Here is a 24,445-nt window from a genome sequence, read left to right as displayed (position 1 = left end):
TTCTCCAATCAGGGAGAAAAATGCTATTCCGGTTTAACGAGGAAAAGCGGCTGTCCGTATTCGACCAGTTGGCCGTTCGATACGAGAATCTCAACGATTTCTCCGCGGACTTCCGCTTCCAGCTCGTTCATGAGCTTCATCGCTTCAAGAATGCACACGACGCTCTTCTCGTTAACGCGATCGCCTACTTTTACGAATTCGGAAGCGTCAGGCGATGGGGAGCTGTAGAATGTGCCAACCATCGGCGAAGTGATCGAATGCAAGTTTTCCTTGCTTGGGCTTGCGGCTGGCGCTTCCTGCACGGCTGGCTGAGCAGCAGGTGCTGCAGAAGTTTGCGGCGCAGCAGTCGGAATTGGCGCAGGCGAATATGTATGGGTGATTGGGGCTGCTTGTACATTCACCACTTCAGTTTTGCCGGGTTTGCGGATGAGCAGGCGTGCCCCTTCATTTTCAATCTCCAGCTCATGAACGGAAGTTTGATCAACCAATTTGATCAATTCTTTAATCTCGCTCAATTTGAACATGAATTTTTTCACTCCTTAAAATTTTGCGGTAGCAAAATTGCTCCGTAAGCATCAGCTTAAATTTTGCGGTAGCAAAATTGCTCCGTAAGCTATTCCTTGCCTGCAATACTGCGGAAGCAAATAGCTCCTTATGGGCAAGCTTTTCGATGCTTGGGCAAATTGCTCCGTAAGTACGGGCATTTAGTCGGGCAGCCATTGCGGCTCTTAAGCCCATTTTACCCATTTTCTTTTACATAACGTTTAACATTATATCATAAACCTTAGCGAACACGAACCAATTTTTTATACATCCTGATTTCAAGCCGTTTTCACCGTGTTTTCTTGTAAAATAAAGGGTTTAAGATAGATCCGCACTGCGTTGTTGCTCCCTCAGCAACAAGCAGCATACAATCGTACTACTATACCGATACGGTAAATATATCCAGAGTTTCTCTATAAAAATGCAAATCTGCAACTGGAATTGGCTCAAAACACCGATTTTTCGGATTTTTTTGCACAACAAATTGCACTTTTACATTATGAAGAAACATCAAGCCTTTTCTGCCAATCAACATTTACTTTCTTTACAACATAGGGCTTATTCTCTGCTAGTTTAACTCCTCTACATTGGATATTTCCAACGTAAGGCGCATTTTTTGCTGCTTTTCCACTTCTACGTTGGATATTTCCAACGTCAAGCTCCTTCTCCGCTGTATTTACCGTCTCTACATTGGATATTTCCAACGTAGGGCGCATTTTTTGCTGCTTTTCTGCCCCTACGTTGGATATTTCCAACGTCAAGCTCCTTCTCCGTTGTATTTACCGTCCCTACGTTGGATATATCCAACGTAGGGCGTATTCTTGCTGCTTTCCCACTATTACGTTGGATATTTCCAACGTAATATTTGTAGGGTAAAACTCCTGATAAGGGGGGCTAGCCACTTCTACATTTTCTGCAGCAGTCCGCTCTCCCGCTTACCTACTTGCACACAAAAGACCGGGAGCAGCCGCTCCCGGTCTCCATAAGCTATAAGCGTGAACTTAAGGCACGAACTGTACGGTCACTTGATCAGCCTTCACATCCATTGTCTTCATAACCAGATCAATGATGCCAACCGCTTGTGCCTTATCCAGCTTTTCGCTTTCGACAACCACTTTGTAGCGGTCATTCTGATCGTCGACGATCGCAGTGTGGAATTGCTTCATCAGTTCGGATTCGATACCGTTCAGCTTTTCTCGTTTCTCCTCCAGCATATTAAGCGCTTTTGCCGCTTCAGTTGATTCCTCCGGATTGGTTTGCACATTAGAAATCGCCGCAAGTATTTTATCCTCTTGCTCATTAAATTGCTGTTGGCGTTTCTCCTGAACCTCGGCAAACACGCTGGCTACTGCACCGCCTTCAGACTCCAATTGGTCGATAACCTGCTTGTCGGTTTTCGGGTCACCGGCTTTGTGTTCGACTTCATTGATGATGATGCCGTTATCGCCTTTTGCCACTTCAGTTGCGTCCCCTTTTTGCTCTGTCTGCGAGCCGTCCGTTACGAGATCCGGCGATTTACCGTCCTGAGTGAACAGATAGTAAGCAGAAAGTACCACCATCAAGCTAAGCATTGATACGAGCCAAATCGTTTGTCTTTTCGTGTTCATGTGAACACCCTCCCCAATTCAATTTAAATTTTTCACTACTTTCATTACTAAAACTTACTGTTTGCTAGGCGCAACCGAAATCCGATTTGCCGGCACGTTCACGCCCTTTTCCACCGCGTCTATAATTAAGCGTCTTACGGTCGCATTCTCCGCGCCTTTGGCAACGACGAGCACGCCGCGGATACGCGGGTTTATCGTCTTCGTAACGATAGGCTTCTGGTCGCCCGACACCTCAGTTATGACGACCTGTCCCTCCTTCGTTATAGAAGTAATATGACGACGGCCCCCATTCTTGTCGTTCTCGTCCGTAACCGATTGCGACTCCTTGTCATTCTCCTTCACGACGAGTTCCTCTGTGGAATCGACCGTTACAAGAACGTGGACGGTGCCGACACCGACTATCTTCTCTAAGATTTCTTTCAGTCTTTGCTCCAGCGGCTGCTCGATTTGATCAAATGAGCTGCCCTCTTTGGCGCCGGCGCTCCACGCCGCTTCTTCGGATGGAGCTGGATTCGGATCATGCGCCGAAGGCTCGACCTTATTAAAGGAGAGAAAGGAGTTCATCACCATTAAAGCCGCACCGATCAAGCCGATCACGAGTAGAATATGCAATGTCTTTATGCGTTTCTTCCCGCCTGGTCCACCTCCGCCGATAAGCGACTCCAGTCTTTGCAACCATTTGGCCAACTGCCTAACCCTCCTTTGCAATGTCTATTAATGCCTCCGGTCATTGGCAGCGGGTTGACGAACAAGTACGATTTCCGGATTGACTCCCCAGCCGTCGGCCAGCACACTCCGCACCTTATCGCCCAAAGCAGGACTCACCTTCATCCAAGCATCCTCCGCAAGCTCATCACCGGCGGATGATTTCCCAGTGGCACCGGACTCCACAGACCCAGTATCTACCTTGATTGACACGTCGACCGGCTTTACCTCATCCACCTGGACATCCGGCTTTGTATCTTGGGCTGCATCCCCCTTGCCAGGCTGCGAAGCTTCAACTGCTGCCATCGTAACCGTCACTTTGCTCAAATAAGGTGTTCGCCTGCTGCCCTCAGCTACCCATTTCAGCTCCACATCCACCTGCTCCACCTTCGCTTTCGTCCGTTCCGAGACCGCGTTTGCCATCGCTTTCTCGAGCGTCTGCTGCGTAAGTGCAGCAGCTTGGCTGTCCCGCCGCTTGCTGAGGTTTTCCGCATCCTTCTGGATATCCTGCAGCGTCGGCATTTTGATGTCCTGCGTTCCGGAGCCCATTTCCCATTGCCGGACACTGTCGCTCAGCCTGGAGCTGAAATCGCCTTGCAGCAGCCTAAGCACCGGAGACAAAATCGTAAGCAGAATCAGCAAGCCGATGACCAGTCTAGCGTAACGCTGCATGGCTTTGTTCGGCAGCAGCAGCTCCATGAAGACAGCGAGCATAATAACGGCAATAATATCTCTCAGCCAATCGCCCAGCCATGTAACCAAAGCAGCAGCTCCTTCCCGCAAGTCCTTCCAGCGTCACTGCCTGTAGGCATCGTCAACGCGCCATAATAGCCGCATTACCGGCGGTGAGCACGATTGTAACAGCCAGAAAAAACATCAAGCTGACGGCGGCCAGCGCGGCAAATACGTAAATCATCGTCTTGCCGATCGTTTGCAGGCATTCGACGATCGGGGAATCCCCAAGCGGCTGCATAACCGCGGCAGCTACATTGTAGATGAGGGCAAGCGTCAATATTTTAATCGCCGGGAACGCACATAAAAACAGCAAGATAATAACGCCTGCAATGCCGATTGCGTTTTTCGCGAGCATGGAAGCGGAAATGACCGTGTCCGCCGCATCGGAAAACATCCTTCCAACGACCGGAACGAAATTGCCGGTTACAAATTTTGCCGTTCGCATCGTAATGCCGTCCGTCACCGCGCTGGTCGCCCCTTGGACTGAAATCACACCTAGAAATACGGTCACAAGCACGCCCATGACGCCAACGCCTACGTTGCGAAGAAGGTTGGCAAGCTGTGTCACCTTGAACTTTTCCGTCAAAGCGCTAACGATGTGAAGGACTGCGGAGAAGAACAGCAGCGGAAAAACGACGGTGTAGATCAAGGTCCCGACAGCATGAATCATGAAAATGATTAAGGGGTGAAGCACCGATACCGTTACAACGTTGCCCATTGAAGCGAGCAGCGTCAGCAGAAGCGGAATCATGGCAAGCATAAATTGGATCATGCCGCCGATCGCATCCTTGGCGTAGCCGATAGCGACGTGAAAGCTGTTCACCGCCAATATGACAAGCACCATGTAGGCGATCGAATAAGCGACCTTGCTGACGGCATTGCGCTCAAATGCGTTCTGCAGCGTTTCCAGCACCATGCTGAATACCGTTAGCATTACGATAGTTACGAGAAGCTTTCCGTTATAAAGAATCTCGTGCAAGAAGTAACTCAGCAGCCCCTTAATGACCGTTTCGAGCTTAAGGCCTTGTCCGCCCGGCATAATCATTTCCATAAAGCTAGGCATCTGCTGATCGGGAAAATAACCGCCATATTCATCCTTTAATTTCTTCCAAAAGGATTCCACTGCATCGGTACTGACCCCGTCCATCCCATTGCCTACCAGTCCCTCCGGCAATACGTCCTGCTGCTGGGTTGGCGTCCCGGCGGTGCTTGCCGCTGGTTCCTCGCTGGCAAAAGCCGATTGTTCAGGAGTGCCAGAGGGGAGCGCTGCGGTCAGGAGCCAGATGGCGAACACGGCAATGACAAATCGGATCGTACGGGACGTATTCGCTTTGTTCATCGCATGCATCATCATCCTTTTACCCCCCCGCCGGCAGCAATCCGATTACCGTTTCCACAATGACGCTAATAATCGGCACCGCCATAACGAGAATGAGCACCTTGCCGGCAAACTCTACCTTGGAAGCGATACTTTCCTGACCGGCATCCCTGACAATCTGCGCGCCGAATTCGGCAATATAAGCGATTCCGATAATTTTCAATATCGTCTTCAAATAGATGGACGGAATTCCCGAGCGGTTCGCTAAGTCTTCCAATACGGTAATGACAATGTCGATCTTGCCGATCAAATAGAGAAAGATGAAAATGCCGGTAAACGCCGCAAGCAGGAAAGCGAACATGGGCTTCTGTTCTCGAACGACAAGAATGAGGACGGTGGCGATCAGCGCAAGTCCGACGATTTGAATGATTTCCACTTCGTTCACCTACTCGCGGCTTCCCTAAAAGTTTACTGAAACAAGAAAATCGTCTTAATTTCCTGAAACAATTCGTTCAACAAACGAACGACCATGAACAATACGACCACAAACCCGATTACGGTAACCCAATGCGCCATATCTTCTTTTCCCATCTGCTTCAGCACCGTATGAATCATGGCGATAATAATGCCAATGCCTGCAATCTGGAAGATGGCGCTCACATCCATGTTCATTTCCGCGGCACCCCACTAAACCATCAAAATGACGACGAGCACAGCGATCAGTACGCCAAGGCTTTTCCACATCTTCTCGTAGCGTCCCTGGTCCTCCTTGGCTGCATCCTCTTCCGCCTTCAACTGAAGCAGCGCCAGTTTTAAGTGCTTCAGCTGATCGTCCTTGTCGCTTATGCCAAGCGCGGAGCCTAACCGCAGCATGACCGCCTGCTCACCCGCCCGCATCGCGGTCGCCTCCCACCCTTGCTTCATCGCCTGCTCCCAGCTTTCGCGGAAAGACAAGCCGTCGTCATGCGCAACGCCTTCCGCAGCCAGCAAGAACAAATCCGCTATCGGAGAAGGTACAACTGTTGCGATTCGTCCGAGCGCCTCCGGCAATGGCGTATGTCCGTAGCCAATCTCGGTCTCCAGCCGCTGCAGCGCATGTGCGAGTTGACGAAGCTGTCGCGGCCTTGCAGCGAATCTCGCCGCTTGCTGGAAGCCGATCAGCGTTCCAGCGAACAGGATGAGCACGGCGCCCAGCAGCTTGATCAAGTCGCACCGCCTCTTTGCAAGCCACTCTCAACCGGGGCGGGATCCGCTCCGCTCCGCCTAAATGTGGAAGTCGAAGCCGCCGTCAACACTGCTGTAGGCTCCCTGGCGGCCGGACTGCGGATCGCCGACTCTGCGCTGATGATGCGATGCATAAAGCCTGCAGTCGTCCGGCGCAGCTCAACGATCTGCTGGAATGAGCCATCCTCTAGCAGCCGGCGCAGCACAGGCCGTCCAAGCGCGTCCTGTACGTCGTAAGCATGAGCGGTGGCGACGACGCTCACACCAGCATGACTTGCTTCCCTGATTGCTTCCCCATCTTCGTCTCGCCCGATCTCATCAGCGACGACAATTTCCGGGGACATCGAGCGCAGCAGCATCATAATGCCCTCAGCCTTCGGACATGCATCCATTACATCGGTTCGCGGGCCGATATCAAAGGTCGGTATGCCGCGCACACAAGCGGCAATTTCGGAGCGCTCGTCCACAACGCCAACCTTCCTCCCCTGCCAGCCGGCTCCCTCGCCTTGTCCCCATAGACCATAGCTGATCGATCGGGCAAGGTCGCGTACGAGCGTCGTTTTCCCTTGCTGAGGAGGAGCGAGAATGAGCGTCGAGTAAATGGATTTCCGGCTTCGGTCAAGCAGCTTAGGAAGCAAATGGTTGGCTGAGCCGATTACCTCCCGGGCGATGCGAATATTGAATGCGCCGATGTCGCGGATGCCTCTGACACTTCCGCTGTCCAGCACCGTTCTGCCGGCCAGTCCAATGCGATGTCCGCCGGCGACGGTTATAAACCCTCGTTTCAGCTCTTCTTCCATTGCATATAGCGAATAGTTCGTAATGCGTTCAAGCAGCTTGCGGCAAATATCTCCCGTTGGCTTGTATGCCCCATCGGCCGTCATGCGAAGCGTTCCGTCGGTTCCGGCAAACCGGGACTGGCCCCGAAGCCCAAGCTCCAGCGGCCGGCCTTCCCGGATCCGGATTTCCTCCAGCTGCGCTAGAGCCGTTTCAGGCAGCTTTTCCAGCACCGCCTTCAACTCCAATGGCAGCAAATGAACCACTCGGTTCAGCATCCCTTCATCACTCCCGGATGTTTGTCCTTCGTAGTTACATTTGTATGCTTGGACACCAATAATATGTCCACCTATTTGCTAGAATCGATTCTATTATTTTTTCAAAATACCGATGAATAGACAGGCGATCCCTGCTGCAATCCAAGCCAGCTTCCCGAATGACAGCTTATCCGACAGGCCTACTAAGCCGATTGTAGTCGTCGCAATCAATATCAACGGGCCTACCAGAGCAAGCGAGGAATTGACGAGCAGCGCCTTGTCAATCTGATTCAGCCGCAGCATAAGGAGCGCGGCACATATTTCGATCATCCCCGAAGTAATGCGAAGCGACGCCATACTGAGTACAATTTTATTCAGCATTGCCTTGTCCTCCTTCCTTCTCTATTACTCTATGCGGGCTTGTCTCCTATTCATTCCGATAATAACGGGCACATGCCCAGCGAATCCTGCATATATTGCTTGCATGATTCGTAATGTATGGAGTGGATCATAGCAAATGCCATTAAGAGAAAGGCGGATCATTGAAATGCGGGTTCAGGTCATTTCAAGCGTCAATGAAGCGAGCTCGGCGCAATTTCACCATAAAACGGCTTTAATCGTCGATGTGCTTTGTGCGTCCAGTACTATCGTTACCGCTTTGGCAGCCGGCTCCGTCGGCATCGTTCCGGTAGAGACGGTCTTGGAAGCGAGGGCAGCGCGGCAGGCGGGCGATTTGCTTGGAGGAGAGCGGTTTTGCCGGAAAATACCCGGCTTCGACCTTGGCTCTTCTCCGGATGAATATACGAGTCCAGAGGTCCGGGACCGGAAAATTATTTTAACGACGACAAACGGTACCCGCGCCATTGTGAAATCGGCTAAAGCGGATTTTGTATTGGCCGGTGCGCTGCTTAATGCTTCGGCTTGCGCTAAAGCAGCGGTAGAGCTGCGCCGGGATATCGTTATTTTATGTGCGGGCAGCAACGATGAGTTTGCACTGGAAGACGGTCTTTGCGCCGGGCTGCTGCTGGAGAGATTGCTGGGGCTGACGGGAGGAACGCTGGAGCTCGACGATTTTGGCTATGCCATGCTTGCGTTATACGGCGACCGGTCCCATGCCATCAAGGAAACCATTCAACAGGGCATGACCGGAAAAAAACTGTTGAAGCTCGGCTTGCGCAAAGATCTGGAGAGCTGCGCCGCCATCGACCGCTATAACGAGGTGCCGAGACTTTATGGCGATATGCTAATCAGCAATTGCGGCTAATGAGAAGAACCACCCGGCGAACCGGAAGCTGTGCATAGTGAACAAAAAAAAAGGCCATCCGTTTGCCGCGGATGGCCTCTTTTCTATCATTTCTAAATTATCTGCGATCTTGCGGTCCGCCGACGAAAGCTTGCTCCGCCGTATCCAGACCGTATGCTGTGTGCAGTGCACGCACGACATCAACCAGCGGCTCAGATGCGATCACGCAGGAAACTTTAATTTCCGACGTGCTGACGAGCTTAATGCTAACGCCCAATTCGGAGATTGCAGCAAACATCGTCGCAGCTACTCCCGGATTGCTGACCATGCCAGCGCCTACGATCGAGATTTTCACCAGATCGTCCTCAGAAGTAACCTCACGGAAAGCTACCTTCTCGCGGATGCTGTAAATAACTTCAACCGCTTTTTCCTTGTCATCACGGGACAAAGTGAAGGAGAAGTCGGCTTTGCCGTCCTGCACACCGCTTTGCACGATAATGTCAACATCAATTCCATTATTCGCGAGTGCGCCAAACACATTCGCGAGCACGCCCGGAACATCCTGAACGCCGAGAATGCTAATTCTTGCTACGTTTTTGTCAAATGCGATGCCGCGAACGACAACTCCCTGCTCCATGACCGCTTCCTCCTTCACACTTGTACCTTCGTTATGCGTAAAGCTGGAACGAACGACAAGCTTTACATTGTTATGCTTCGCGTATTCCACCGCGCGAGGGTGCAATACAGCGGCTCCGAGATGGGCCAGCTCCAGCATTTCGTCATACGAAATTTCATTCAGCTTGCGCGCGCATTTTACAACACGCGGGTCTGTCGAATAAACGCCGTCGACATCGGTAAAAATTTCGCATACATCCGCTTCGACAGCAGCAGCAAGCGCAACCGCAGTTGTATCGGAGCCGCCGCGTCCGAGCGTCGTAATATCGCCATCCTCCGACATGCCTTGGAAGCCTGCCACGATGACAATATTGCCTTGGTCAAGCTCCTTGTGCAGCCGGTCCGGACGAATGTCCGTAATCTTCGCCTTGCTGTGTACCGCCTCCGTACGGATGCCCGCTTGCCAGCCAGTCAGCGATACCGCTTTATGACCTAGCTGATGAATGGACATCGACAAAAGCGCAACCGATATTTGTTCTCCGGTCGTAAGAAGCATATCCATCTCACGCGCCGGCGGATTCGGATTAATCAGCTTGGACTGGTCAATTAAATCATCCGTTGTATCTCCCATTGCGGATACGACAACCACGACGCGGTTGCCCGCCTGCTGGCTTTCAATTATCCGCTTTGCAACCCGCTGCATCCGCTCCGGTGTTCCAACCGAGCTTCCGCCAAACTTCATCACTATCAACGACAAAGCTGATTCACTCCCCAACCTTGACATATACATACAAGACGATATTATATCACATTACCCGCCTGTCTGGGTATATGCAACTATAAAAAAACCGCCCAATCCTCAGGATTGGACGGTCTTGATGAAGATACTAAGCACGGGAAATGTATTTGCCTTCGCGAGTATCTACCAATAGAACGTCGCCTTCGTTGATGAACAACGGCACTTGAACGCTCAAGCCCGTTTCAACCTTCGCGCTTTTCGTAGCACCTTGCGCCGTGTTGCCTTTAACGCCTGGCTCTGTTTCAACTACTTTCAGCTCAACGCTGTTCGGCATTTGGATACCGATAATTTCACCTTGGTAGCTGGAGATGTTCACGTTCATATTTTCTTTCAGGAAGTTAAGCTCCCACTCCAACTGCTTGTCGCTCAGTGCGAACTGATCGTACGTTTCGTTGTCCATGAACGTGTACTCATCGCCGGAGTTGTACAGGTATTGTACTTCACGGTTCTCGATGATGGCACGGCCAATGCTTTCGCCTGCACGGAATGTTTTCTCCACAACGTTGCCGTTGCGCAGGTTTTTCAGCTTGGAGCGCACGAATGCTGCGCCTTTGCCCGGTTTAACGTGCTGGAACTCGGTTACCGAGAAAATATCGCCGTCTACTTCGACGGTCAGGCCTGTTTTAAAATCATTTACTGAAATCACTTGTATTTCCCTCCTGATATTTGCTTGGAATAGTCCTTAGCCCAGAGTAAGAAGTTCTTTCGGGGATGAGGTTAATATTTTAATACCGGATTCCGTTATGACGATATCGTCCTCGATCCGTACTCCGCCGAAGCCGGGGAGATAGATGCCGGGCTCAACCGTCACCGTCATGCCGGGGGTTAAAATCATGTCGCTAAGCTTGGACAATCTAGGCTGCTCATGCACTTCCATGCCGAGGCCGTGTCCGGTGCTGTGCCCGAATTGATCGCCGTAGCCGTACTTCGCTATGACGTCTCTTGCGAGCGCATCCGCTTGCTTGCCTGTCATGCCCGGCCGGATATGCTCCAGCGCATGCAATTGGGCTTCAAGCACGATGCCGTATATTTCCCGGTGCTTGGCCGTTGGTTCGCCTACGACGACTGTTCGGGTCAAGTCCGAGCAATATCCCTTGTAATAAGCGCCAAAATCAAGCGTTACGAATTCATCCTTGCCGATCAGCCGGTCGCTTGCAACGCCATGAGGCAGCGCCGATCTTTCTCCGGATGCAACGATCGTCTCGAATGAGGTTGACGAAGCGCCGTGACTGCGCATGTACATTTCAAGCTCCAAAGCGATGTCAGACTCTCTGACTCCAGGCTGAAGCAGCTTTTGTACATGACTGAACGCCGCATCGGCTAATTCCGCCGCCTCTATCATAATGCGCAGCTCGTCTTCATCCTTAATCATCCGAAGCTGCTCTACCAGGCCAGCCGCCGGCTTTAACACAACGCCGTCAAGCTGCTCGCTCCAGGCAACATATTCGCCATACGATACCTGATCTTGTTCAAATGCAAGTTCGCGTAATCCGCTTGCAGCGAGCAGCTCGCGAACACTATCCATAACGCGGGGTCCATGCTCGACGACTTTGAATCCGGCCGCCTGCTGCGGAGCTTGCGTCATGTACCGGAAGTCGGTCAGCAAAAAGCTGTCCTGATGCGTAATGACCACCGTACCGGAAGATCCCGTAAAGCCGCTCAAATAATTCCGATTGTGGCTGCTGCCGATGAGGATTGCTTCTAAGCCCTGCTCTGCCATCGATTGACGCAGCCGCTCGACTCTCGCATTCGCCATTTGCGTTCCCCTTCCTTCCTAAGCTGTATTCTGGTCCTGCTGGAGCTTGCGTACAAGCGCCGTTAGTCCCAGCTCGTAGCTTTGTCCGCCGAAGCCAGCTATCTGGCCTACGGCAACGGGTGCAATGACCGACGTATGCCGGAACGCCTCCCGTTTATGAATGTTAGACAGATGCACTTCAACGACGGGCAGAGCCACTGTCGAGAAAGCATCCCTTAACGCGTAGCTATAATGCGTCAGCGCTCCCGGATTAATCAGGAAGCCGTCCGCATTGCCGAATGCACTATGTATCCGGTCAATGAGTGCGCCTTCGTGGTTGGATTGAAAAAAATCCAGCTCAACGCCCAGCTCGGAAGCTTGGTTTAAAAGAGCGGCTTCAATCTCGGCAAGCGTCTCCGTTCCGTATACGCCGGGCTCGCGAATGCCCAGCATGTTCAAGTTCGGTCCGTTCAATACTACAATTTTCAGCATACTCGCACCCCCAACCTGCCGATTATGGCCTGTCGCCAAAGATCACAAGACATTTTACCACAAATGTCCGCCGCTTGAGAAGCTGAAACTGTTTAGTGCGCCCCAACAGGTTCACGCGACGCTTCATCGGTAAATTCAAAGGCAGTAGAATAGCCGATAAATAACCCCCAAAGCAGAAAAATACACAGCTCGGTTATAAACGTATTCCAGCCCGCTGTTCGAATCGGCTGAGAGATATGAAGCGATGGGCCTGCAAATACGAAAATGATGATCCACCATAGAAAGCCGTACAGTACCCCTGGCCAAGGACCACGCAGCTTGCGGAACAGAAAGTAATAAAGGTGCGCTGCAATAATGGAGAATACGATGTAACAGCCGATGCCTACAGCCATCCCCCAATACGTTTTCAGGAAGCTGCTGCGGAAAAACGGGTCCGCCATTATACCCGGCAGCTCCTTCGTAAATTTGAATTCGTACAGCATCCACCGCAATCCACCCCAGATCAAGCCGGCAAAAAAACCGATAGTCAGCTCGAACAAGAAAGGATTCGTATGGTGATGCAGCCGATCGTCTTTGCTTCCCGCCATTTTCCGGGCAGCAGTTTTGTTAGCCATATATGTATCCCTGCTTTCCCTCTGAAGGTTGTAACCCTATTATGTGAAAAACGCTAGGTGGCTAACCGTTTGACGGTAAAGTTAGGAGGGCTTGGGAAGCTTGACGATGCCGTTGGCAATTGGCCAGTAGATCAAGTACAATAGAAGAAAAGCAATCATGACAACGATAACTTGTGTTCCGTTCGGGATTCAAGCAACTTAAGGAAGGTGACCTGTCTCTTGTCTCAAAACTCCAAAAGCATTTACGGCGGACAAGCGGTAATCGAAGGCGTTATGTTCGCAGGCAAACATGTGAATGTAACGGCGGTACGGCGTAAAAATGACGAAATCGTCTTTCTTGAGGTTCCGAGAACGACACGTACTTGGGTACAGCAATTGAAAAAAATTCCGCTAGTACGCGGAGTAGTTGGCATCATCGAATCCAGCGCCAAAGGCTCGCAGCATTTGAATTTCTCGATGGAAAACTATGCCGAGGATGAAGCCGCTGATGAAGCATCGAAAAACCCGGAAGCTGCGGCGAAACAAGCCGAGAAGAAGAAGGAAGGCTCAGGCTGGAGCCTAAGCATGCTGGTCGGCGTAGCCGTCGCAGGCGTATTGTCCTTCGTATTTGGCAAGCTGATCTTCACTGCGGTACCGGCTGCGCTCGAAAGTCTTCTGTTCCAGAATGTATTCGAAAACAAAGTCGGGCATAATCTGTTAGAGGGCCTTATTAAGATCATACTGCTTCTTTCCTATCTCTACCTGATGTCGATGACGCCAATCATCAAACGGCTATTCCAATATCACGGAGCTGAGCATAAGGTCATTACTGCCTACGAGGCAGGCGAGGACTTAACGGTTAAAAATGTACAAAAGTACAGCCGGCTTCATTATCGCTGCGGCAGCAGCTTCATTATTTTCACAGTTATCGTAGGCGTTATTATTTATTCGCTTCCGATTTTCACTTGGGATACGATCTGGGAACGGATTTATATCCGCATCCTGCTGCTCCCTCTCGTGCTTGGCATTTCTTACGAGGTATTGAGATGGACGAATGCACTGCGTGAAACGCCTGTGCTGCGCTATCTTGGCTATCCAGGACTTTGGCTCCAGCTTCTTACGACTAAAGAGCCTAAAGATGACCAAGTTGCGGTTTCTATCGCTTCCTTCAACCGGATGCGGGAGCTTGATCAGCAAATGACTAAAAATTAAGGCAAAGGACGGGAAGCGCCATGGCTAATCTTCCGCGAGGGTGGAGTGTTACGACTGTCATCGTCGTCATCTTGTTCGCAATCGGGCTGTTAGACAGCTTCACGTCAAACCCGGCCGCTTATCTGATTCCGATCGTCATACTGGGCGGTATTTTCCTGCTTTATAAATTCCCGCCCTCCAGTTGGGGACGGGGAACGAAGCCTAACCAGCCGTATGTGAAGCAGACCCGGACACAGCCACGGCAAAAGCCGAAATCCCGCACCGTTCCGTTCCGTGTCATTAACGGCGGCAAGGACGATGACGATACACCGAAATACCATTAAGGCTTTGCAAGAAGCTTTGCGAATACAAAAGAAAGAGCCTGCCGGGTTGGCAGGCTCTTTCTTTTGTATTCGCTATTCTGAGGTTTCCAACTCTTCGCGAATGCCTTTCAGCTCGTCCATGCGGGCCGGATCGCGGTGGAAATATTCAACCAACGTCTCAATGCAGGTTATCGAATCCCAGCTCAAATGATGCTCGATGCCTTCCACGTCGCGATAAATGTTCTCCTCCTGCACGCCGATCAGCGTCAGAAACGATTCAAGCAGTTGATGGCGGTCAACTAGACGCTTGCCCATCTTCTTCCCTTTGCTCGTAAGAACAAGCCCGCGATATTTCTCGTAAATTAAATAGTTGTCTTTGTCCAGCTTCTGGATCATCTTCGTAACCGATGACGGATGAACTTCAAGTCCTTCCGCGATATCCGATACGCGTGCGTACCCCTTTTCGTCAATAAGCTTATAAATTCGTTCCAAGTAGTCTTCCATGCTCGGAGTCGGCAATGAAGAACCCCCTAACCCAACTTCTTACACCTTGTCTCTCAGGCGTTACTCTTAGTATCATACACCGTTCTTTATCCGCTCTGCAACTTATTCTCATTTGACAGGCCTTTCGCTGACAACCGTTATTTCTTGTAACTCCCTGTTTGCCAAAGACGCTGGTGTCCCACACTAAAGGAATGATTCAAAACATTTTTAACGGGAGGGCATTGCGATGGCAACAACCGTAATTGAAAAGCCGAAAGTCGACCGCAGCGAGCTTTCCTTCATACCCGATCTCGTTTACTTCGAGCCAGGCGCGCTGGAGTATCCCAAGGGCAAACGGATTATGGCTTGGGTTGAGAAGGAAGGCATTCCCTTCCGGATGACGACCTCCCATAACCGGATAACAAATCTGCCGGGCGACAGCGAGCTGGAGCAGTATCGGATTGCAAAGCGAACGCTCGTCGTCGGTGTGCGAAAAACATTGAAATTCGATCAGTCCAAGCCTTCTGCCGAATATGCGATTCCCATCGCGACCGGCTGCATGGGTCACTGCCATTATTGTTATTTGCAGACTACTTTGGGCTCTAAACCCTATATTCGCGTATACGTTAATATCGATGAAATTTTGAAAGCGGCTCAAGGGTACATCGACGAACGCGAACCAGAAATTACCCGCTTTGAAGCAGCCTGCACCTCCGATCCCGTTGGTCTGGAGCCGATAACAGGCAGTTTGCGCGAACTGATTGAATATATGGGCGAGCAGCCGCTGGGACGGCTTCGTTTCGTCACGAAATTTCATCATGTCGATTCACTGCTGGATGCCAAACATAACGGACATACCCGAATTCGCTTCAGCGTGAACGCCAAATATGTCATCAAGCATTTTGAGCCTGCCACCTCCCGGTTCGAGCAGCGTATCGAAGCGGCTGCAAAGGTAGCTAAAGCCGGCTATCCAATGGGCTTCATTATCGCGCCGATCATTTGGCATGACGGCTGGGAAGAAGGGTATGCGGAGCTGCTGGAGTCATTAGCCAAAGCGCTGCCTGAGGAAGCGAAAAACGGTGATCTCACTTTCGAGCTTATTCAGCACCGGTTTACGAAAACCGCTAAAAATGTTATTGAAAAGCGCTATCCGAAGACGAAGCTGGAGATGAATATTGAGAAGCGAAAATATAAGTGGGGACGCTGGGGACAGGGTAAATACGTTTACCCCGATGAACAAGCCTATGCGCTCCGCATGTTTATATCGGAGCGCATATTTGAACATTTCCCGAACGCGAAGATCGAGTATTTCACGTAGCTTATTGATCTTAAAACTTGAGCCAATCCGGAGTAACCAAATTAAGCCAGATTGTAATTTTGGTCATTTGATTCGTGAACAGCAAAATACCCATCAGAATCATGACGCCGCCGCCGATCTTCATGACCAGCGAGGAATACTTGAGCAGCCAGCGCGCAGAGCCGAGGAAAAAGGCCAATGCGAAAAACGGAATGGCAAAGCCCAAAGCATAAGCCGTCGTCAGTTTGAACCAAGTGCCCGGCTCCGATGCAGCTAGCGCCAGAATGGCGGTAAGCGCGGGGCCGATACAAGGCGTCCATCCGGCGGAGAAGCCGATTCCGAAAATAAACGAGCCGATAAAGCCCGATTTTTTGTTGGGATCGATCTTAAATCTCCGTTCTTTCATCAGAACCTGCGGCTGGAAAATACCGACGAGAAACAGTCCCATTAGCACAATTAGTATCGCGGACAGTTTACGAATAACCTCTGCATACTCGCTGAAAAATTCCGCGAACACATTGGAGCCGTAGCCCAGTGTGTAATAGACAGTGCAAAATCCGAGAATGAAAAAAAGCGTATGCGTCATCGTGCGGATGCGCATTTTTTTCGTATGCTGATTTTGCTTGAGATCACTTACGGAAATGCCGGTTATGTAAGATAAATAAGACGGGTACAAGGGCAAGCAGCACGGTGAAATAAATGAAGCTAAGCCGGCGCCGAACGCCAGCCATATGTTGATGTCACTCAATAGATAAGCACCTCTGTCGAAGTTAACTGCCCGTTCGCAAACCTGGCTTGAACAGGATGAGAACGAGTAAAATGGCGATTAAGAGCAAAACAATCGTACCGCCAGGAGCCAGATTCCACACGCCAGCGATCAAGAGACCAAAGACGACAGCCAACTCTCCGATGATAACAACTGCAAAGATCGTTTGCCGGAAGCTGCGGGCAATAATAAGGCTGCATGCTGCCGGAATCGTCAGCAAAGCCGATACGAGCAAAGCGCCAACAATCTTAATGGATGCGCTGATGACCAGTGCAGTAAGCACGCTAATCATAACATTATAGAACCGGACGGGCAAGCCGCTCACAGCCGCTGCATCTTCGTCGAACGTAAGCAGGAACAGCTCTTTGACTTGCGTCCGCATCGCCACGAGTACAACGACTGTTACGATAGCGATCGTCACAAGGTCAATATTGCCGAGCGTATAGATACTGCCGAATAAATAACCGTTAACATTGACATTAAACCCTTTGCCTAGCGTAAACAAAATCGAAGCGAGCGCTACACCGCCTGACATAATGATGGCAATGGACAGCTCCGCATACGTCTTGTAAGCCTTGCGCAGCTTTTCGATGGCGAAGGAAGCGGCGATGGCGAACAGTAAGCCAACTGCAACCGGATAGACGCCAACGAGAAAACCAAGCGCCACCCCTGCTATCGATACATGAGACAACGTGTCGCCGATCATCGACAGCCTTCTAAGTACCAAAAAGATGCCGATCAACGGCGCTGTAATACCGATCAGTACGCCTCCGATGAGCGCGCGCTGAAAAAACTCACTACCCAATATCTCCAACAACCGCAACTACCTCTTTCCTGCTCTCCATTTGCTGACGCAGCCCTCTCAAGCTATGCGTTAAATCATTCTCCACACAATCCTGAAGCTCATGGGAATGCTTTTTGTAAAATTTCAATTTGCCGCTTTCGGCAACCGGTCTTTCACCTAAATAAGAACGAATCATATCCATATCGTGAGATACCATCAGAAACGTAATATTATGATGCTGATGCATATGCTTGATCATATGGAAAAAGCCTTCCTGCGTCTCAGTGTCGATGCCGACTGTAGGCTCATCCAGAATGAGAAGAGATGGATTGTTGATCAGTGCTCTAGCCAGAAAGACGCGCTGCTGCTGACCTCCGGAAAGCTGGCCGATCCGCTTGCCTGCCAGATCTTCGATATTCATCGCATGCAGTGCATCCTCGCATTTGATTTGATCGGCTTTGCCGATGGAGCGGAACATCTTATTGCGTCCATACAGGCCCGATAGTACAACTTCACGGACCGTAGCCGGGAACAGCGGGTTGAAGGAGTTTTTTTGCGGCACGTAGCCGATTCGTTCCCAAGCCCTGAAGCGCGAGACCGGCTCGCCAAACAGCCGGATAACGCCGCTCTCCGGCTTCAGCAGTCCCACAATCATACGCAGCAGCGTCGTTTTGCCAGCCCCGTTAGAGCCGATTAGACCGACGAAATCCCGCTCCTTGACCGAGAAGTCGAGGCCCGTTATGACCCGCTGCTGCTGGTAGGAGAAGGTTACGCCTTCGAGTGAAATGATATCTTGATGACAGGCATCGCCCGTTCGATTTTGCAGCATAGTACACCTCTTTCTCTATTCAAAGCAGACAAACCCGGCACACCGGCCGAGTTTTGTCCTATCTATCTTATTGTAATGCCTTAATCAAATTTTGCAAATTGGCTTCCATGAGCGTGATGTAGTCGTCTCCGCGCTTCTCCTGCTCCGGTGTAAGACCTTCAATCGGATTAAGGACCAGTGTATCGACTTTCGCCTCACTTGCCAGCGTATTCGCCAGCGTCGGCGACACCAGCTCCTCGAAGAAAATGTAGCGAATGTCGTTTTCCTTCACGAATTTCGCAATCTGGAGCAAGTCCTGTGCTCTTGGCTCCGCATCTGGCGACAAGCCCATAACCGCAGTTTGTCTCAAGCCATAGTCTCTAGCCAAATAACCAAATGCTTGATGAGAGGTTACGATATCTTTCTTCACTGTTTTGGAAAGCTCTGCTTGAAATTTCTGATCCAGTGCTTCAAGTTTGGCATGCAGCGCCGCGTAATTGTCTTCATAGCTTGCTTTGTTGGCCGGATCTACCTCAACGAGACTGTTTTTCACATTTTCCGCCATCAGCATGATCGACTTTGGACTTACCCATGTATGCGGATCGACGTCGAGATCATGGCTATGTCCATGATCGTCATGCTCTTCGCCTTCTTCACCTTCGTGTTCTTCCTCCGGATTGCCTTTAATAAGCGAAATACCTTTGCTCATCTCGGCTGTTACAAGCTTGCTCTTCTTCGACAAGCCTTTCAGAAAATTATCAGTCCAGCCTTCCAGTCCGGCACCGTTATACAGAAACAACTGAGCCTTCGACGCAAGATCCAAATCCTGACTCTTTGGCGACCAGTCATGCGGCTCTACGCCAGCAGGCACCAAGTTGACGGCATTTACCTTATCGCCCCCGATTTCCGAAGCTAAGTAATAAAGCGGGTAAAAAGTCGTCACTACGTTTGTCTTGCCTTCCACTATTTTACCGCCCGAGCCGCTTCCGCATGCGGCAATAACAAGTGTAAAAGCGGCCAATAGCATAGCAGCTGCAGAAATTCTGATTGATCTCACAGTTTTAGTTCTCATAAGTAGGCTTCTCCCATTTCTATATGTCTTGTTAGTAATCGTTACTATTACGATTTACATTATATAAGCGGCTAATAGACACTGTCAACCCTAAATCTAATAACTATTTTTTACTATACTCGCCTCCATCTTAGCCTATACACTTGTCCCTATACAATTAGACCTGCGCAGAAAAAAGCCGTCAAAGGAGCTCATGCCCCTTTGACGGCTGCTAATTGATATTTACAACTTACTTCACGATAGCGCCATTAGGCATCTCATCCGGCACCGTAGCGAGCGTCAACTGCTCGCCTTTGGAAGCCGCCAGAATCATCCCTTGCGACAGCTCTCCGCGAAGCTTAACCGGCTTCAGGTTCGTTACGACAATAACCTTGCGGCCGACCAATTGCTCCGGTGTATAGAACTTGGCGATGCCTGATACGACTTGACGCTGCTCATAGCCAAGATCCAATTGCAGCTTCAGCAATTTATCGGCTTTTTTCACCGGCTCGGCAGAAATAACTTGCCCCACGCGAAGCTCCACCTTGGCAAATTCGTCAATGCCGATTTCTTCTTTATGCTCAATTTCTTCATCGTCGTCCGCAGCAGCATTAGCAGCGGGTGCTTGACCGGCAGCCGGAGCTTCCGCCTGAGCCGAAGTGCCTCCACCCATTGCCGCAGCGATATAGGCTACTTCTTCAGCCGCTTCCAGACGAGGGAATATTGGTGCGCCTTTACTTACCTTAGTCCCGCCAGGCAGCTGACCGAATTGCTTCGCGCTCTCCCATTCCGTCAGTTCTCCCGCTTCCAGGCCAAGCTGTTTCCACAGCTCGCGCGGCGCATGGGTCAGGAACGGTTGAAGCAGGATCGAGGCAATACGAAGGGATTCAGCCAAATGATGCATAACTGAAGCAAGCTCTTCCCGCTTGCCTTCATCCTTCGCAAGCGCCCATGGCTGTGTCTCGTCAATATATTTATTCGTGCGGCTGACAAACTGCCAGATCGCGGCAAGCGCTACGGAAAACTCCATGTTCTCCATTGCCGTTTCTACCTGCTCTACCGTCTGTACAGAAAGCTGCTGCAGCTGTTCGTCGAATTCCGTCACCTTGCCCGCGAACGCCGGAATAGCGCCATCGAAATATTTGTCGATCATCGCTACTGTCCGGTTAAGCAAATTGCCCAAGTCGTTAGCCAAATCGAAGTTGATCCGATCGACAAAGTTTTCCGGCGTAAACGTTCCGTCGGCGCCAAAAGGCACTTCGCGAAGCAGATAGTAACGTACTGCATCCAAGCCGTAGCGGTCGATCAGCGTAACCGGATCGACGACGTTGCCCTTCGATTTGGACATTTTACCGTCCTTCATAAGCAGCCAGCCATGCGCGAACACTTTTTTCGGCACCGGCAGTCCAAGCGCCATCAGCATGATCGGCCAATAAATCGTATGGAAGCGTACGATTTCCTTGCCTACGAGATGTACGTCTGCCGGCCAATATTTCGCATATTTCGCGCCTTCCTCGCCATCCTGTCCATAGCCCAAAGCCGTAATATAGTTGGAGAGCGCGTCGATCCATACGTAGATGACATGCTTCGCGTCGCCCGGCACTTTAACGCCCCAGTCAAAGGTCGTCCGCGAGACAGCCAAGTCTTCCAGACCCGGCTTAATAAAGTTGTTGATCATTTCATTTTTCCGGGATTCCGGTTGAATGAACTGAGGGTTGTCCTCATACAGCTTCAGAAGACGATCGGCATATTTGCTCATCCGGAAGAAATAGCTCTCTTCCTTCACAAGCTCAACAGGACGTCCGCAGTCTGGGCAGTTGCCGTTCACAAGCTGGCGTTCCAGGAAGAAGGATTCGCAAGGTGTACAGTACCAGCCTTCATATTCGCCTTTATAAATGTCATCCTGCTTGAGCAGCTGCTCGAAAATCCGTTCCACAACAACTTTATGGCGCGGCTCCGTCGTACGAATGAAATCGTCGTTGGAAATTTCCAGCTTCGCCCACAGCTCTTTGATCCCAACTACAATGTCATCTACGAATTGCTGCGGCGTTTTCCCGTTTTCTTCTGCTTTGCGTTCAATCTTCTGGCCATGCTCATCCGTACCGGTCAAATACCAGACATCGTAACCGCGCAGCCGCTTGTAGCGGGCCATTGCATCCCCCGCCACAGTCGTATAGGCGTGACCGATATGAAGCTTGTCGCTTGGATAATAAATCGGTGTTGTAATGTAAAAGCTTTTGTTCAATTCCGTCATTTCTATTCCTCCTTATAATAAAAACAAAACACAAAAAACTCCCGTCCAACATGGGACGAGAGTTACGAACTCACGCGGTACCACCCAAATTCCAATCATGCGTGATTATCCGCTTGGATAAACCGCGCATCATTGCTTCGTGTGCCGTCGATGAAGACGGCATAGCCTTTACCGCTGGCTTAGCGCCGCTCCCTTACCGCATGATTGCGGCTCGAAAACGATTCCTCCAGGACCATTTTCCGATGTTGTCCTATACCGGCTTGCAGCATCTTGCCCGGCTCTCTGTCCTAGGACGATCTCTCAAAAATCATCATCGTACTCATCCGTTCATCGGACTGTTATTTTGCAATTATTAACCTTTATAGTTCAAAATATAACCTCAACCCATCAGCCTGTCAAGATCCCTCATGCCCGATGGGCTGTTCCTCGCCAGGTGCTGGCGGGACCGGGTCAAATCCGCCCGGATGAAAGGGATGGCAGCGCGCAATCCGTTTCGCCGCAAGCCAAGATCCGCGAACGGCGCCATGCTTCTCGAGCGCTTCTAGCGCGTAAGCGGAGCAAGTGGGATAGAAGCGGCATGTGGGGGGCTTCAAGGGCGACAGCACCTTGCGGTAAAAGACGATAGGCGCCTGCAGCACCCTTCTCGCTTTCGGCTGCCCGGACATTAGCCTTCTCCCAAGGCCGGCTCGTCTTGCGCGCAATCCTTGCAGTAACCAAACACCTCGAACTTATGCTTGACGACTTTGAAATCATCCGGCACAAGTGTCTGTTCCATCGGACAGTACGTGATCGGATAGGTTCTGCCGCATTGCAGGCAGATCATATGATGATGATGGTCATGCTCCCGGCAGTGCAGCTTGAACTTGACGCCTTCCTCGAACACCACCTGCTCTAGTACGCCAAGCTCCTCCATGACGCGCAAATTGCGATAGACGGTATCGAAGCTGAGTCCCGTGTAGGACTTGCCCATATATTCGTAAACGGCTTTTGGCGCCAAATATCCCGGAGACTCCGCAAATAATTTCGCCAGCGTTTTTCGTTGATCGGTTATGCGCAGCCCTTGGCTTGCCATCTTCTGCACGATTTCTTCATACGTATGCAATGAATAAAACCTCCGCATATAGATATTCTCTCTCTATAATGACGAAAAAAAAGACTCTCGTCAATGAGAGCCCCCCGTAAAACTCATTTCATAGACCTCTGCGGCCCTCATTGAACCTACCCGTTAAGCCGCATATTGATCAAAAAACTGGCGCTCATCGCGACAAGCAATGCGATAGAGACGATAGCCGTCACATTACGGCGTTGCTTGGCGCGGCGCAGCTTGTCCGGTTCGTTCGTGTTCGCTGCCGCTTCCGACACGGAGCGCTGCACGAATAAGAACATGATCAAGGAGACGACAAACAGTATATTAATGAAAAACCAGATAGCCGTCCATAGCATGGTTGACTCCTCCAATCAGCAAAACGGGTCCGTCACAGGAACCACTTGTTTAATATAAGCATAAACCCGACAAAGCTGACGATAGCGCCTGCGAAGCTGATCCAGCCCGCACGGAAGCGCTGCTGGAACATTCTCAATATTCCAAAGCTAAGCAATCCGAATATAAGCAATAAGAAGACGACTCCGAGTATGAATAAAGTCGCCGATACGCTGCTGACATCAACTAAAGACACGCCCTACACTCCCCTATGTAATGATAGAAACGACTTTGTAAGCCTTTGCCGTTCCGCTCGCTATATAGCATTATAAGGGATTATGCAATCTTTATCCAGCCGCAATCCGGTAGATTTCGTGACAGTATAGGCAGCAGCCGCTGCAGCGCTACCAGCGAATATCCGCTTCATAATAGGTACGGGCGCCAGGACGCTTGCGCAGCTTCACTTGTAAAATGCCGTTTTTAACGAGTGCCCGGCATATTCTCGGTTTCACAGGCTTCGGAAGCTTGACCGTTTCGGTCTGATTTCCGGGCAGTCCTTCAATGCGAATCCGGTCCTCCCGCACATAAAGCTTCAGCTCATCCCGCTTCACATCTGGCGGCAAGGGAAATTTAACGATGACGAAGTGGTGGGTTTCAAAAAAAGAAGGATCATCCGCCTGACTGGACATCGCTCCAGCTGCTTCAGGCAGTGCTTTTGTCATCATTTTACGAACAAATTGTTCCACCCAATCAGGCTCTTTGAGCACATCAAACCCTTTAGGCAGCTTTTGTCCCTCCATCCATCTCTCCAGATCATCCCACTTAGATGCCACCAGCTTTCACCTCCCCCTTACAACATATGCCGATCTGGGCGTTAGCGCCACATTACAGCACATGACTCACGGAACCTCTAGGCGAATGCCGCATACGATGTAGCATACCGTATTACCGTAAAAGGAGTGAACGCGCATGCCATCCATCGTCGGTTTTGTCAAAATCGTCAGCACTGGCTCCAGCTCCATCGTACAATTCGGCGATTCCGTGCAGCTATCGCCGTCAAGCACTTCCAAAACCTATGCCGGCTCCGGCTCCTTCCTGACGGGCAGCCTCGCCAACGCGAACAACGCTGTCAGCGCTACGAATACACTTGATCCTGACGTACAGGACAGCACGCAAAACGAAATCGGCACGGGAGTTAACCTCATATGAACTGGACCATTCATCAAACCATTACGATTAAGCAGCTGCGCGTCGACAGCGTCTCGAACAGCTCCGTGCTTCAGATCGGGAGCGCAGGTTCGATCCGTTCTTTGTCCCAGCTTTATAATACGGGGGGCTTCACCGGACCGGCAGCGGAGCTCGGCCAGGAGAACCCGCTTTCCTTCGTTCCGCTGCCTAATCCCTCATAGACAGGAGGCCATCCAA

General features: G+C 50.8%; 33 protein-coding genes. 6 read left to right on the top strand and 27 right to left on the bottom strand.

The features are described 5' to 3' along the window. Positions 1-23 precede the first annotated feature (23 nt). The 11 genes from accB to IEX98_RS03575 form a co-directional block, all read right to left on the bottom strand. Complete coding sequence (accB, locus tag IEX98_RS03625) at positions 24-524, bottom strand: acetyl-CoA carboxylase biotin carboxyl carrier protein (RefSeq protein ID WP_188887546.1); 501 nt, start codon at positions 522-524, stop codon at positions 24-26. A 516-nt stretch (positions 525-1,040) separates the two neighbouring features. Beyond that, positions 1,041-1,298, bottom strand: a complete 258-nt coding sequence (locus tag IEX98_RS03620; RefSeq protein WP_188887545.1) for a hypothetical protein — start codon at positions 1,296-1,298, stop codon at positions 1,041-1,043. A 246-nt stretch (positions 1,299-1,544) separates the two neighbouring features. Continuing rightward, the gene (locus tag IEX98_RS03615) at positions 1,545-2,150 is read right to left on the bottom strand and encodes a SpoIIIAH-like family protein (RefSeq protein ID WP_188887544.1); all 606 of its coding nucleotides are present in this window, start codon (positions 2,148-2,150) and stop codon (positions 1,545-1,547) included. 54 nt (positions 2,151-2,204) lie between these two features. Next, positions 2,205-2,837: a stage III sporulation protein AG gene (gene spoIIIAG, locus IEX98_RS03610; protein WP_188887543.1), complete on the bottom strand. Its 633-nt coding sequence runs from the start codon at positions 2,835-2,837 to the stop codon at positions 2,205-2,207. 27 nt (positions 2,838-2,864) lie between these two features. Next, positions 2,865-3,617, bottom strand: coding sequence for a stage III sporulation protein AF (gene spoIIIAF / locus IEX98_RS03605; RefSeq protein ID WP_188887542.1), 753 nt, complete (start codon positions 3,615-3,617; stop codon positions 2,865-2,867). 52 nt (positions 3,618-3,669) lie between these two features. Then, positions 3,670-4,941 carry a stage III sporulation protein AE gene (gene spoIIIAE, locus IEX98_RS03600; RefSeq protein WP_374705319.1) on the bottom strand — a complete coding sequence of 424 codons (1,272 nt, stop codon included), beginning with the start codon at positions 4,939-4,941 and terminating at the stop codon, positions 3,670-3,672. A gap of 7 nt (positions 4,942-4,948) precedes the next feature. After that, positions 4,949-5,344 (bottom strand): stage III sporulation protein AD, encoded by a 396-nt coding sequence (gene spoIIIAD, locus IEX98_RS03595; protein ID WP_042162728.1) that lies wholly within the window; start codon positions 5,342-5,344, stop codon positions 4,949-4,951. A 32-nt stretch (positions 5,345-5,376) separates the two neighbouring features. Next, complete coding sequence (gene spoIIIAC, locus IEX98_RS03590) at positions 5,377-5,580, bottom strand: stage III sporulation protein AC (RefSeq protein WP_188527867.1); 204 nt, start codon at positions 5,578-5,580, stop codon at positions 5,377-5,379. Positions 5,581-5,595: 15 nt separating this feature from the next. Beyond that, positions 5,596-6,114: a stage III sporulation protein SpoIIIAB gene (gene spoIIIAB, locus IEX98_RS03585; RefSeq protein WP_188887541.1), complete on the bottom strand. Its 519-nt coding sequence runs from the start codon at positions 6,112-6,114 to the stop codon at positions 5,596-5,598. Continuing rightward, the gene (spoIIIAA, locus tag IEX98_RS03580) at positions 6,111-7,187 is read right to left on the bottom strand and encodes a stage III sporulation protein AA (RefSeq protein ID WP_188887540.1); all 1,077 of its coding nucleotides are present in this window, start codon (positions 7,185-7,187) and stop codon (positions 6,111-6,113) included. The genes spoIIIAB and spoIIIAA overlap by 4 nt, the downstream gene beginning before the upstream one ends. A gap of 93 nt (positions 7,188-7,280) precedes the next feature. Further along, complete coding sequence (locus IEX98_RS03575; protein ID WP_188887539.1) at positions 7,281-7,547, bottom strand: YqhV family protein; 267 nt, start codon at positions 7,545-7,547, stop codon at positions 7,281-7,283. A 136-nt stretch (positions 7,548-7,683) separates the two neighbouring features. Between IEX98_RS03575 and IEX98_RS03570 the strand changes: the two genes are divergently transcribed. Beyond that, entirely contained in the window at positions 7,684-8,430 is a 747-nt protein-coding gene (locus tag IEX98_RS03570) for a 2-phosphosulfolactate phosphatase (RefSeq protein ID WP_229691950.1), read from the top strand. A 97-nt stretch (positions 8,431-8,527) separates the two neighbouring features. Here the strand turns inward: IEX98_RS03570 and IEX98_RS03565 are convergent, their stop codons facing one another. The 5 genes from IEX98_RS03565 to IEX98_RS03545 form a co-directional block, all read right to left on the bottom strand. Further along, positions 8,528-9,781 carry an aspartate kinase gene (locus tag IEX98_RS03565; protein WP_188887538.1) on the bottom strand — a complete coding sequence of 418 codons (1,254 nt, stop codon included), beginning with the start codon at positions 9,779-9,781 and terminating at the stop codon, positions 8,528-8,530. A 130-nt stretch (positions 9,782-9,911) separates the two neighbouring features. After that, complete coding sequence (efp, locus tag IEX98_RS03560) at positions 9,912-10,469, bottom strand: elongation factor P (RefSeq protein WP_188887537.1); 558 nt, start codon at positions 10,467-10,469, stop codon at positions 9,912-9,914. A 36-nt stretch (positions 10,470-10,505) separates the two neighbouring features. Further along, entirely contained in the window at positions 10,506-11,579 is a 1,074-nt protein-coding gene (locus tag IEX98_RS03555) for a M24 family metallopeptidase (protein WP_188887536.1), read from the bottom strand. An 18-nt stretch (positions 11,580-11,597) separates the two neighbouring features. Further along, the gene (aroQ, locus tag IEX98_RS03550) at positions 11,598-12,050 is read right to left on the bottom strand and encodes a type II 3-dehydroquinate dehydratase (protein WP_188887535.1); all 453 of its coding nucleotides are present in this window, start codon (positions 12,048-12,050) and stop codon (positions 11,598-11,600) included. Positions 12,051-12,142: 92 nt separating this feature from the next. After that, positions 12,143-12,664: a YqhR family membrane protein gene (locus IEX98_RS03545; protein WP_229691949.1), complete on the bottom strand. Its 522-nt coding sequence runs from the start codon at positions 12,662-12,664 to the stop codon at positions 12,143-12,145. A 219-nt stretch (positions 12,665-12,883) separates the two neighbouring features. Here IEX98_RS03545 and IEX98_RS03540 point away from each other — a divergent pair, with 219 nt between their 5' ends. After that, the gene (locus IEX98_RS03540; protein WP_188887534.1) at positions 12,884-13,855 is read left to right on the top strand and encodes a DUF1385 domain-containing protein; all 972 of its coding nucleotides are present in this window, start codon (positions 12,884-12,886) and stop codon (positions 13,853-13,855) included. A gap of 20 nt (positions 13,856-13,875) precedes the next feature. Next, positions 13,876-14,178 carry a hypothetical protein gene (locus IEX98_RS03535; RefSeq protein WP_188887533.1) on the top strand — a complete coding sequence of 101 codons (303 nt, stop codon included), beginning with the start codon at positions 13,876-13,878 and terminating at the stop codon, positions 14,176-14,178. Between the two features lie 72 nt (positions 14,179-14,250). On the opposite strand, the gene mntR is transcribed toward IEX98_RS03535, so the two are convergent. Further along, positions 14,251-14,676 carry a transcriptional regulator MntR gene (gene mntR, locus IEX98_RS03530; protein WP_042162713.1) on the bottom strand — a complete coding sequence of 142 codons (426 nt, stop codon included), beginning with the start codon at positions 14,674-14,676 and terminating at the stop codon, positions 14,251-14,253. Positions 14,677-14,887: 211 nt separating this feature from the next. Between mntR and splB the strand changes: the two genes are divergently transcribed. Next, positions 14,888-15,958, top strand: a complete 1,071-nt coding sequence (gene splB / locus IEX98_RS03525; RefSeq protein WP_188887532.1) for a spore photoproduct lyase — start codon at positions 14,888-14,890, stop codon at positions 15,956-15,958. Between the two features lie 10 nt (positions 15,959-15,968). Here the strand turns inward: splB and IEX98_RS03520 are convergent, their stop codons facing one another. The 10 genes from IEX98_RS03520 to IEX98_RS03475 form a co-directional block, all read right to left on the bottom strand. After that, positions 15,969-16,685, bottom strand: coding sequence for a cytochrome c biogenesis CcdA family protein (locus IEX98_RS03520; protein WP_188887531.1), 717 nt, complete (start codon positions 16,683-16,685; stop codon positions 15,969-15,971). A 22-nt stretch (positions 16,686-16,707) separates the two neighbouring features. Then, positions 16,708-17,517, bottom strand: coding sequence for a metal ABC transporter permease (locus tag IEX98_RS03515; RefSeq protein WP_188887953.1), 810 nt, complete (start codon positions 17,515-17,517; stop codon positions 16,708-16,710). Beyond that, on the bottom strand, positions 17,501-18,316 hold the full coding sequence (locus tag IEX98_RS03510; RefSeq protein ID WP_188887530.1) for a metal ABC transporter ATP-binding protein: 816 nt from the start codon (positions 18,314-18,316) through the stop codon (positions 17,501-17,503). The genes IEX98_RS03515 and IEX98_RS03510 overlap by 17 nt, the downstream gene beginning before the upstream one ends. 67 nt (positions 18,317-18,383) lie before the next feature. Next, positions 18,384-19,367 carry a metal ABC transporter substrate-binding protein gene (locus tag IEX98_RS03505; RefSeq protein ID WP_188887529.1) on the bottom strand — a complete coding sequence of 328 codons (984 nt, stop codon included), beginning with the start codon at positions 19,365-19,367 and terminating at the stop codon, positions 18,384-18,386. 229 nt (positions 19,368-19,596) lie between these two features. Continuing rightward, positions 19,597-21,600 carry a methionine--tRNA ligase gene (gene metG / locus IEX98_RS03500; protein WP_188887528.1) on the bottom strand — a complete coding sequence of 668 codons (2,004 nt, stop codon included), beginning with the start codon at positions 21,598-21,600 and terminating at the stop codon, positions 19,597-19,599. A gap of 395 nt (positions 21,601-21,995) precedes the next feature. Further along, entirely contained in the window at positions 21,996-22,265 is a 270-nt protein-coding gene (gene yidD, locus IEX98_RS03495; protein ID WP_188887527.1) for a membrane protein insertion efficiency factor YidD, read from the bottom strand. Beyond that, positions 22,265-22,702 (bottom strand): Fur family transcriptional regulator, encoded by a 438-nt coding sequence (locus IEX98_RS03490; RefSeq protein ID WP_188887526.1) that lies wholly within the window; start codon positions 22,700-22,702, stop codon positions 22,265-22,267. The genes yidD and IEX98_RS03490 overlap by 1 nt, the downstream gene beginning before the upstream one ends. Positions 22,703-22,818: 116 nt before the next feature. Then, the gene (locus tag IEX98_RS03485) at positions 22,819-23,043 is read right to left on the bottom strand and encodes a hypothetical protein (RefSeq protein WP_188887525.1); all 225 of its coding nucleotides are present in this window, start codon (positions 23,041-23,043) and stop codon (positions 22,819-22,821) included. A 32-nt stretch (positions 23,044-23,075) separates the two neighbouring features. Continuing rightward, positions 23,076-23,276, bottom strand: a complete 201-nt coding sequence (locus IEX98_RS03480) for a hypothetical protein (RefSeq protein ID WP_188887524.1) — start codon at positions 23,274-23,276, stop codon at positions 23,076-23,078. Between the two features lie 148 nt (positions 23,277-23,424). Next, the gene (locus tag IEX98_RS03475; protein ID WP_188887523.1) at positions 23,425-23,853 is read right to left on the bottom strand and encodes an Hsp20/alpha crystallin family protein; all 429 of its coding nucleotides are present in this window, start codon (positions 23,851-23,853) and stop codon (positions 23,425-23,427) included. Between the two features lie 136 nt (positions 23,854-23,989). Between IEX98_RS03475 and IEX98_RS03470 the strand changes: the two genes are divergently transcribed. Both IEX98_RS03470 and IEX98_RS03465 read left to right on the top strand, forming a co-directional pair. Beyond that, complete coding sequence (locus IEX98_RS03470; protein ID WP_042162723.1) at positions 23,990-24,229, top strand: spore germination protein; 240 nt, start codon at positions 23,990-23,992, stop codon at positions 24,227-24,229. Further along, positions 24,226-24,429, top strand: coding sequence for a spore germination protein GerPB (locus IEX98_RS03465; protein WP_188887522.1), 204 nt, complete (start codon positions 24,226-24,228; stop codon positions 24,427-24,429). Before IEX98_RS03470 ends, IEX98_RS03465 begins: the two co-directional genes overlap by 4 nt. Positions 24,430-24,445 lie beyond the last annotated feature (16 nt).

Origin of the sequence: Paenibacillus radicis (ex Gao et al. 2016), from assembly GCF_014641555.1 — a bacterium.
GTDB classification, from domain to species: domain Bacteria; phylum Bacillota; class Bacilli; order Paenibacillales; family Paenibacillaceae; genus Pristimantibacillus; species Pristimantibacillus radicis.
Note: the sequence above shows the minus strand (reverse complement) of the source record. Positions and strands in the feature narration are given on the sequence as shown.

Bases quoted from the DNA above. Each gene is read 5' to 3' on its own strand.
- accB (WP_188887546.1), bottom strand. From the start codon at position 524: ATGTTCAAATTGAGCGAGATTAAAGAATTGATCAAATTGGTTGATCAA.
- IEX98_RS03615 (WP_188887544.1), bottom strand. From the start codon at position 2,150: ATGAACACGAAAAGACAAACGATTTGGCTCGTATCAATGCTTAGCTTG.
- spoIIIAE (WP_374705319.1), bottom strand. From the start codon at position 4,941: ATGATGCATGCGATGAACAAAGCGAATACGTCCCGTACGATCCGATTT.
- spoIIIAC (WP_188527867.1), bottom strand. From the start codon at position 5,580: ATGAACATGGATGTGAGCGCCATCTTCCAGATTGCAGGCATTGGCATT.
- spoIIIAA (WP_188887540.1), bottom strand. From the start codon at position 7,187: ATGCTGAACCGAGTGGTTCATTTGCTGCCATTGGAGTTGAAGGCGGTG.
- IEX98_RS03575 (WP_188887539.1), bottom strand. From the start codon at position 7,547: ATGCTGAATAAAATTGTACTCAGTATGGCGTCGCTTCGCATTACTTCG.
- IEX98_RS03570 (WP_229691950.1), top strand. From the start codon at position 7,684: ATGCCATTAAGAGAAAGGCGGATCATTGAAATGCGGGTTCAGGTCATT.
- IEX98_RS03555 (WP_188887536.1), bottom strand. From the start codon at position 11,579: ATGGCGAATGCGAGAGTCGAGCGGCTGCGTCAATCGATGGCAGAGCAG.
- aroQ (WP_188887535.1), bottom strand. From the start codon at position 12,050: ATGCTGAAAATTGTAGTATTGAACGGACCGAACTTGAACATGCTGGGC.
- IEX98_RS03545 (WP_229691949.1), bottom strand. From the start codon at position 12,664: ATGGCTAACAAAACTGCTGCCCGGAAAATGGCGGGAAGCAAAGACGAT.
- IEX98_RS03535 (WP_188887533.1), top strand. From the start codon at position 13,876: ATGGCTAATCTTCCGCGAGGGTGGAGTGTTACGACTGTCATCGTCGTC.
- splB (WP_188887532.1), top strand. From the start codon at position 14,888: ATGGCAACAACCGTAATTGAAAAGCCGAAAGTCGACCGCAGCGAGCTT.
- IEX98_RS03510 (WP_188887530.1), bottom strand. From the start codon at position 18,316: ATGCTGCAAAATCGAACGGGCGATGCCTGTCATCAAGATATCATTTCA.
- IEX98_RS03505 (WP_188887529.1), bottom strand. From the start codon at position 19,367: ATGAGAACTAAAACTGTGAGATCAATCAGAATTTCTGCAGCTGCTATG.
- metG (WP_188887528.1), bottom strand. From the start codon at position 21,600: ATGACGGAATTGAACAAAAGCTTTTACATTACAACACCGATTTATTAT.
- yidD (WP_188887527.1), bottom strand. From the start codon at position 22,265: ATGTCCGGGCAGCCGAAAGCGAGAAGGGTGCTGCAGGCGCCTATCGTC.
- IEX98_RS03485 (WP_188887525.1), bottom strand. From the start codon at position 23,043: ATGCTATGGACGGCTATCTGGTTTTTCATTAATATACTGTTTGTCGTC.
- IEX98_RS03470 (WP_042162723.1), top strand. From the start codon at position 23,990: ATGCCATCCATCGTCGGTTTTGTCAAAATCGTCAGCACTGGCTCCAGC.
- IEX98_RS03465 (WP_188887522.1), top strand. From the start codon at position 24,226: ATGAACTGGACCATTCATCAAACCATTACGATTAAGCAGCTGCGCGTC.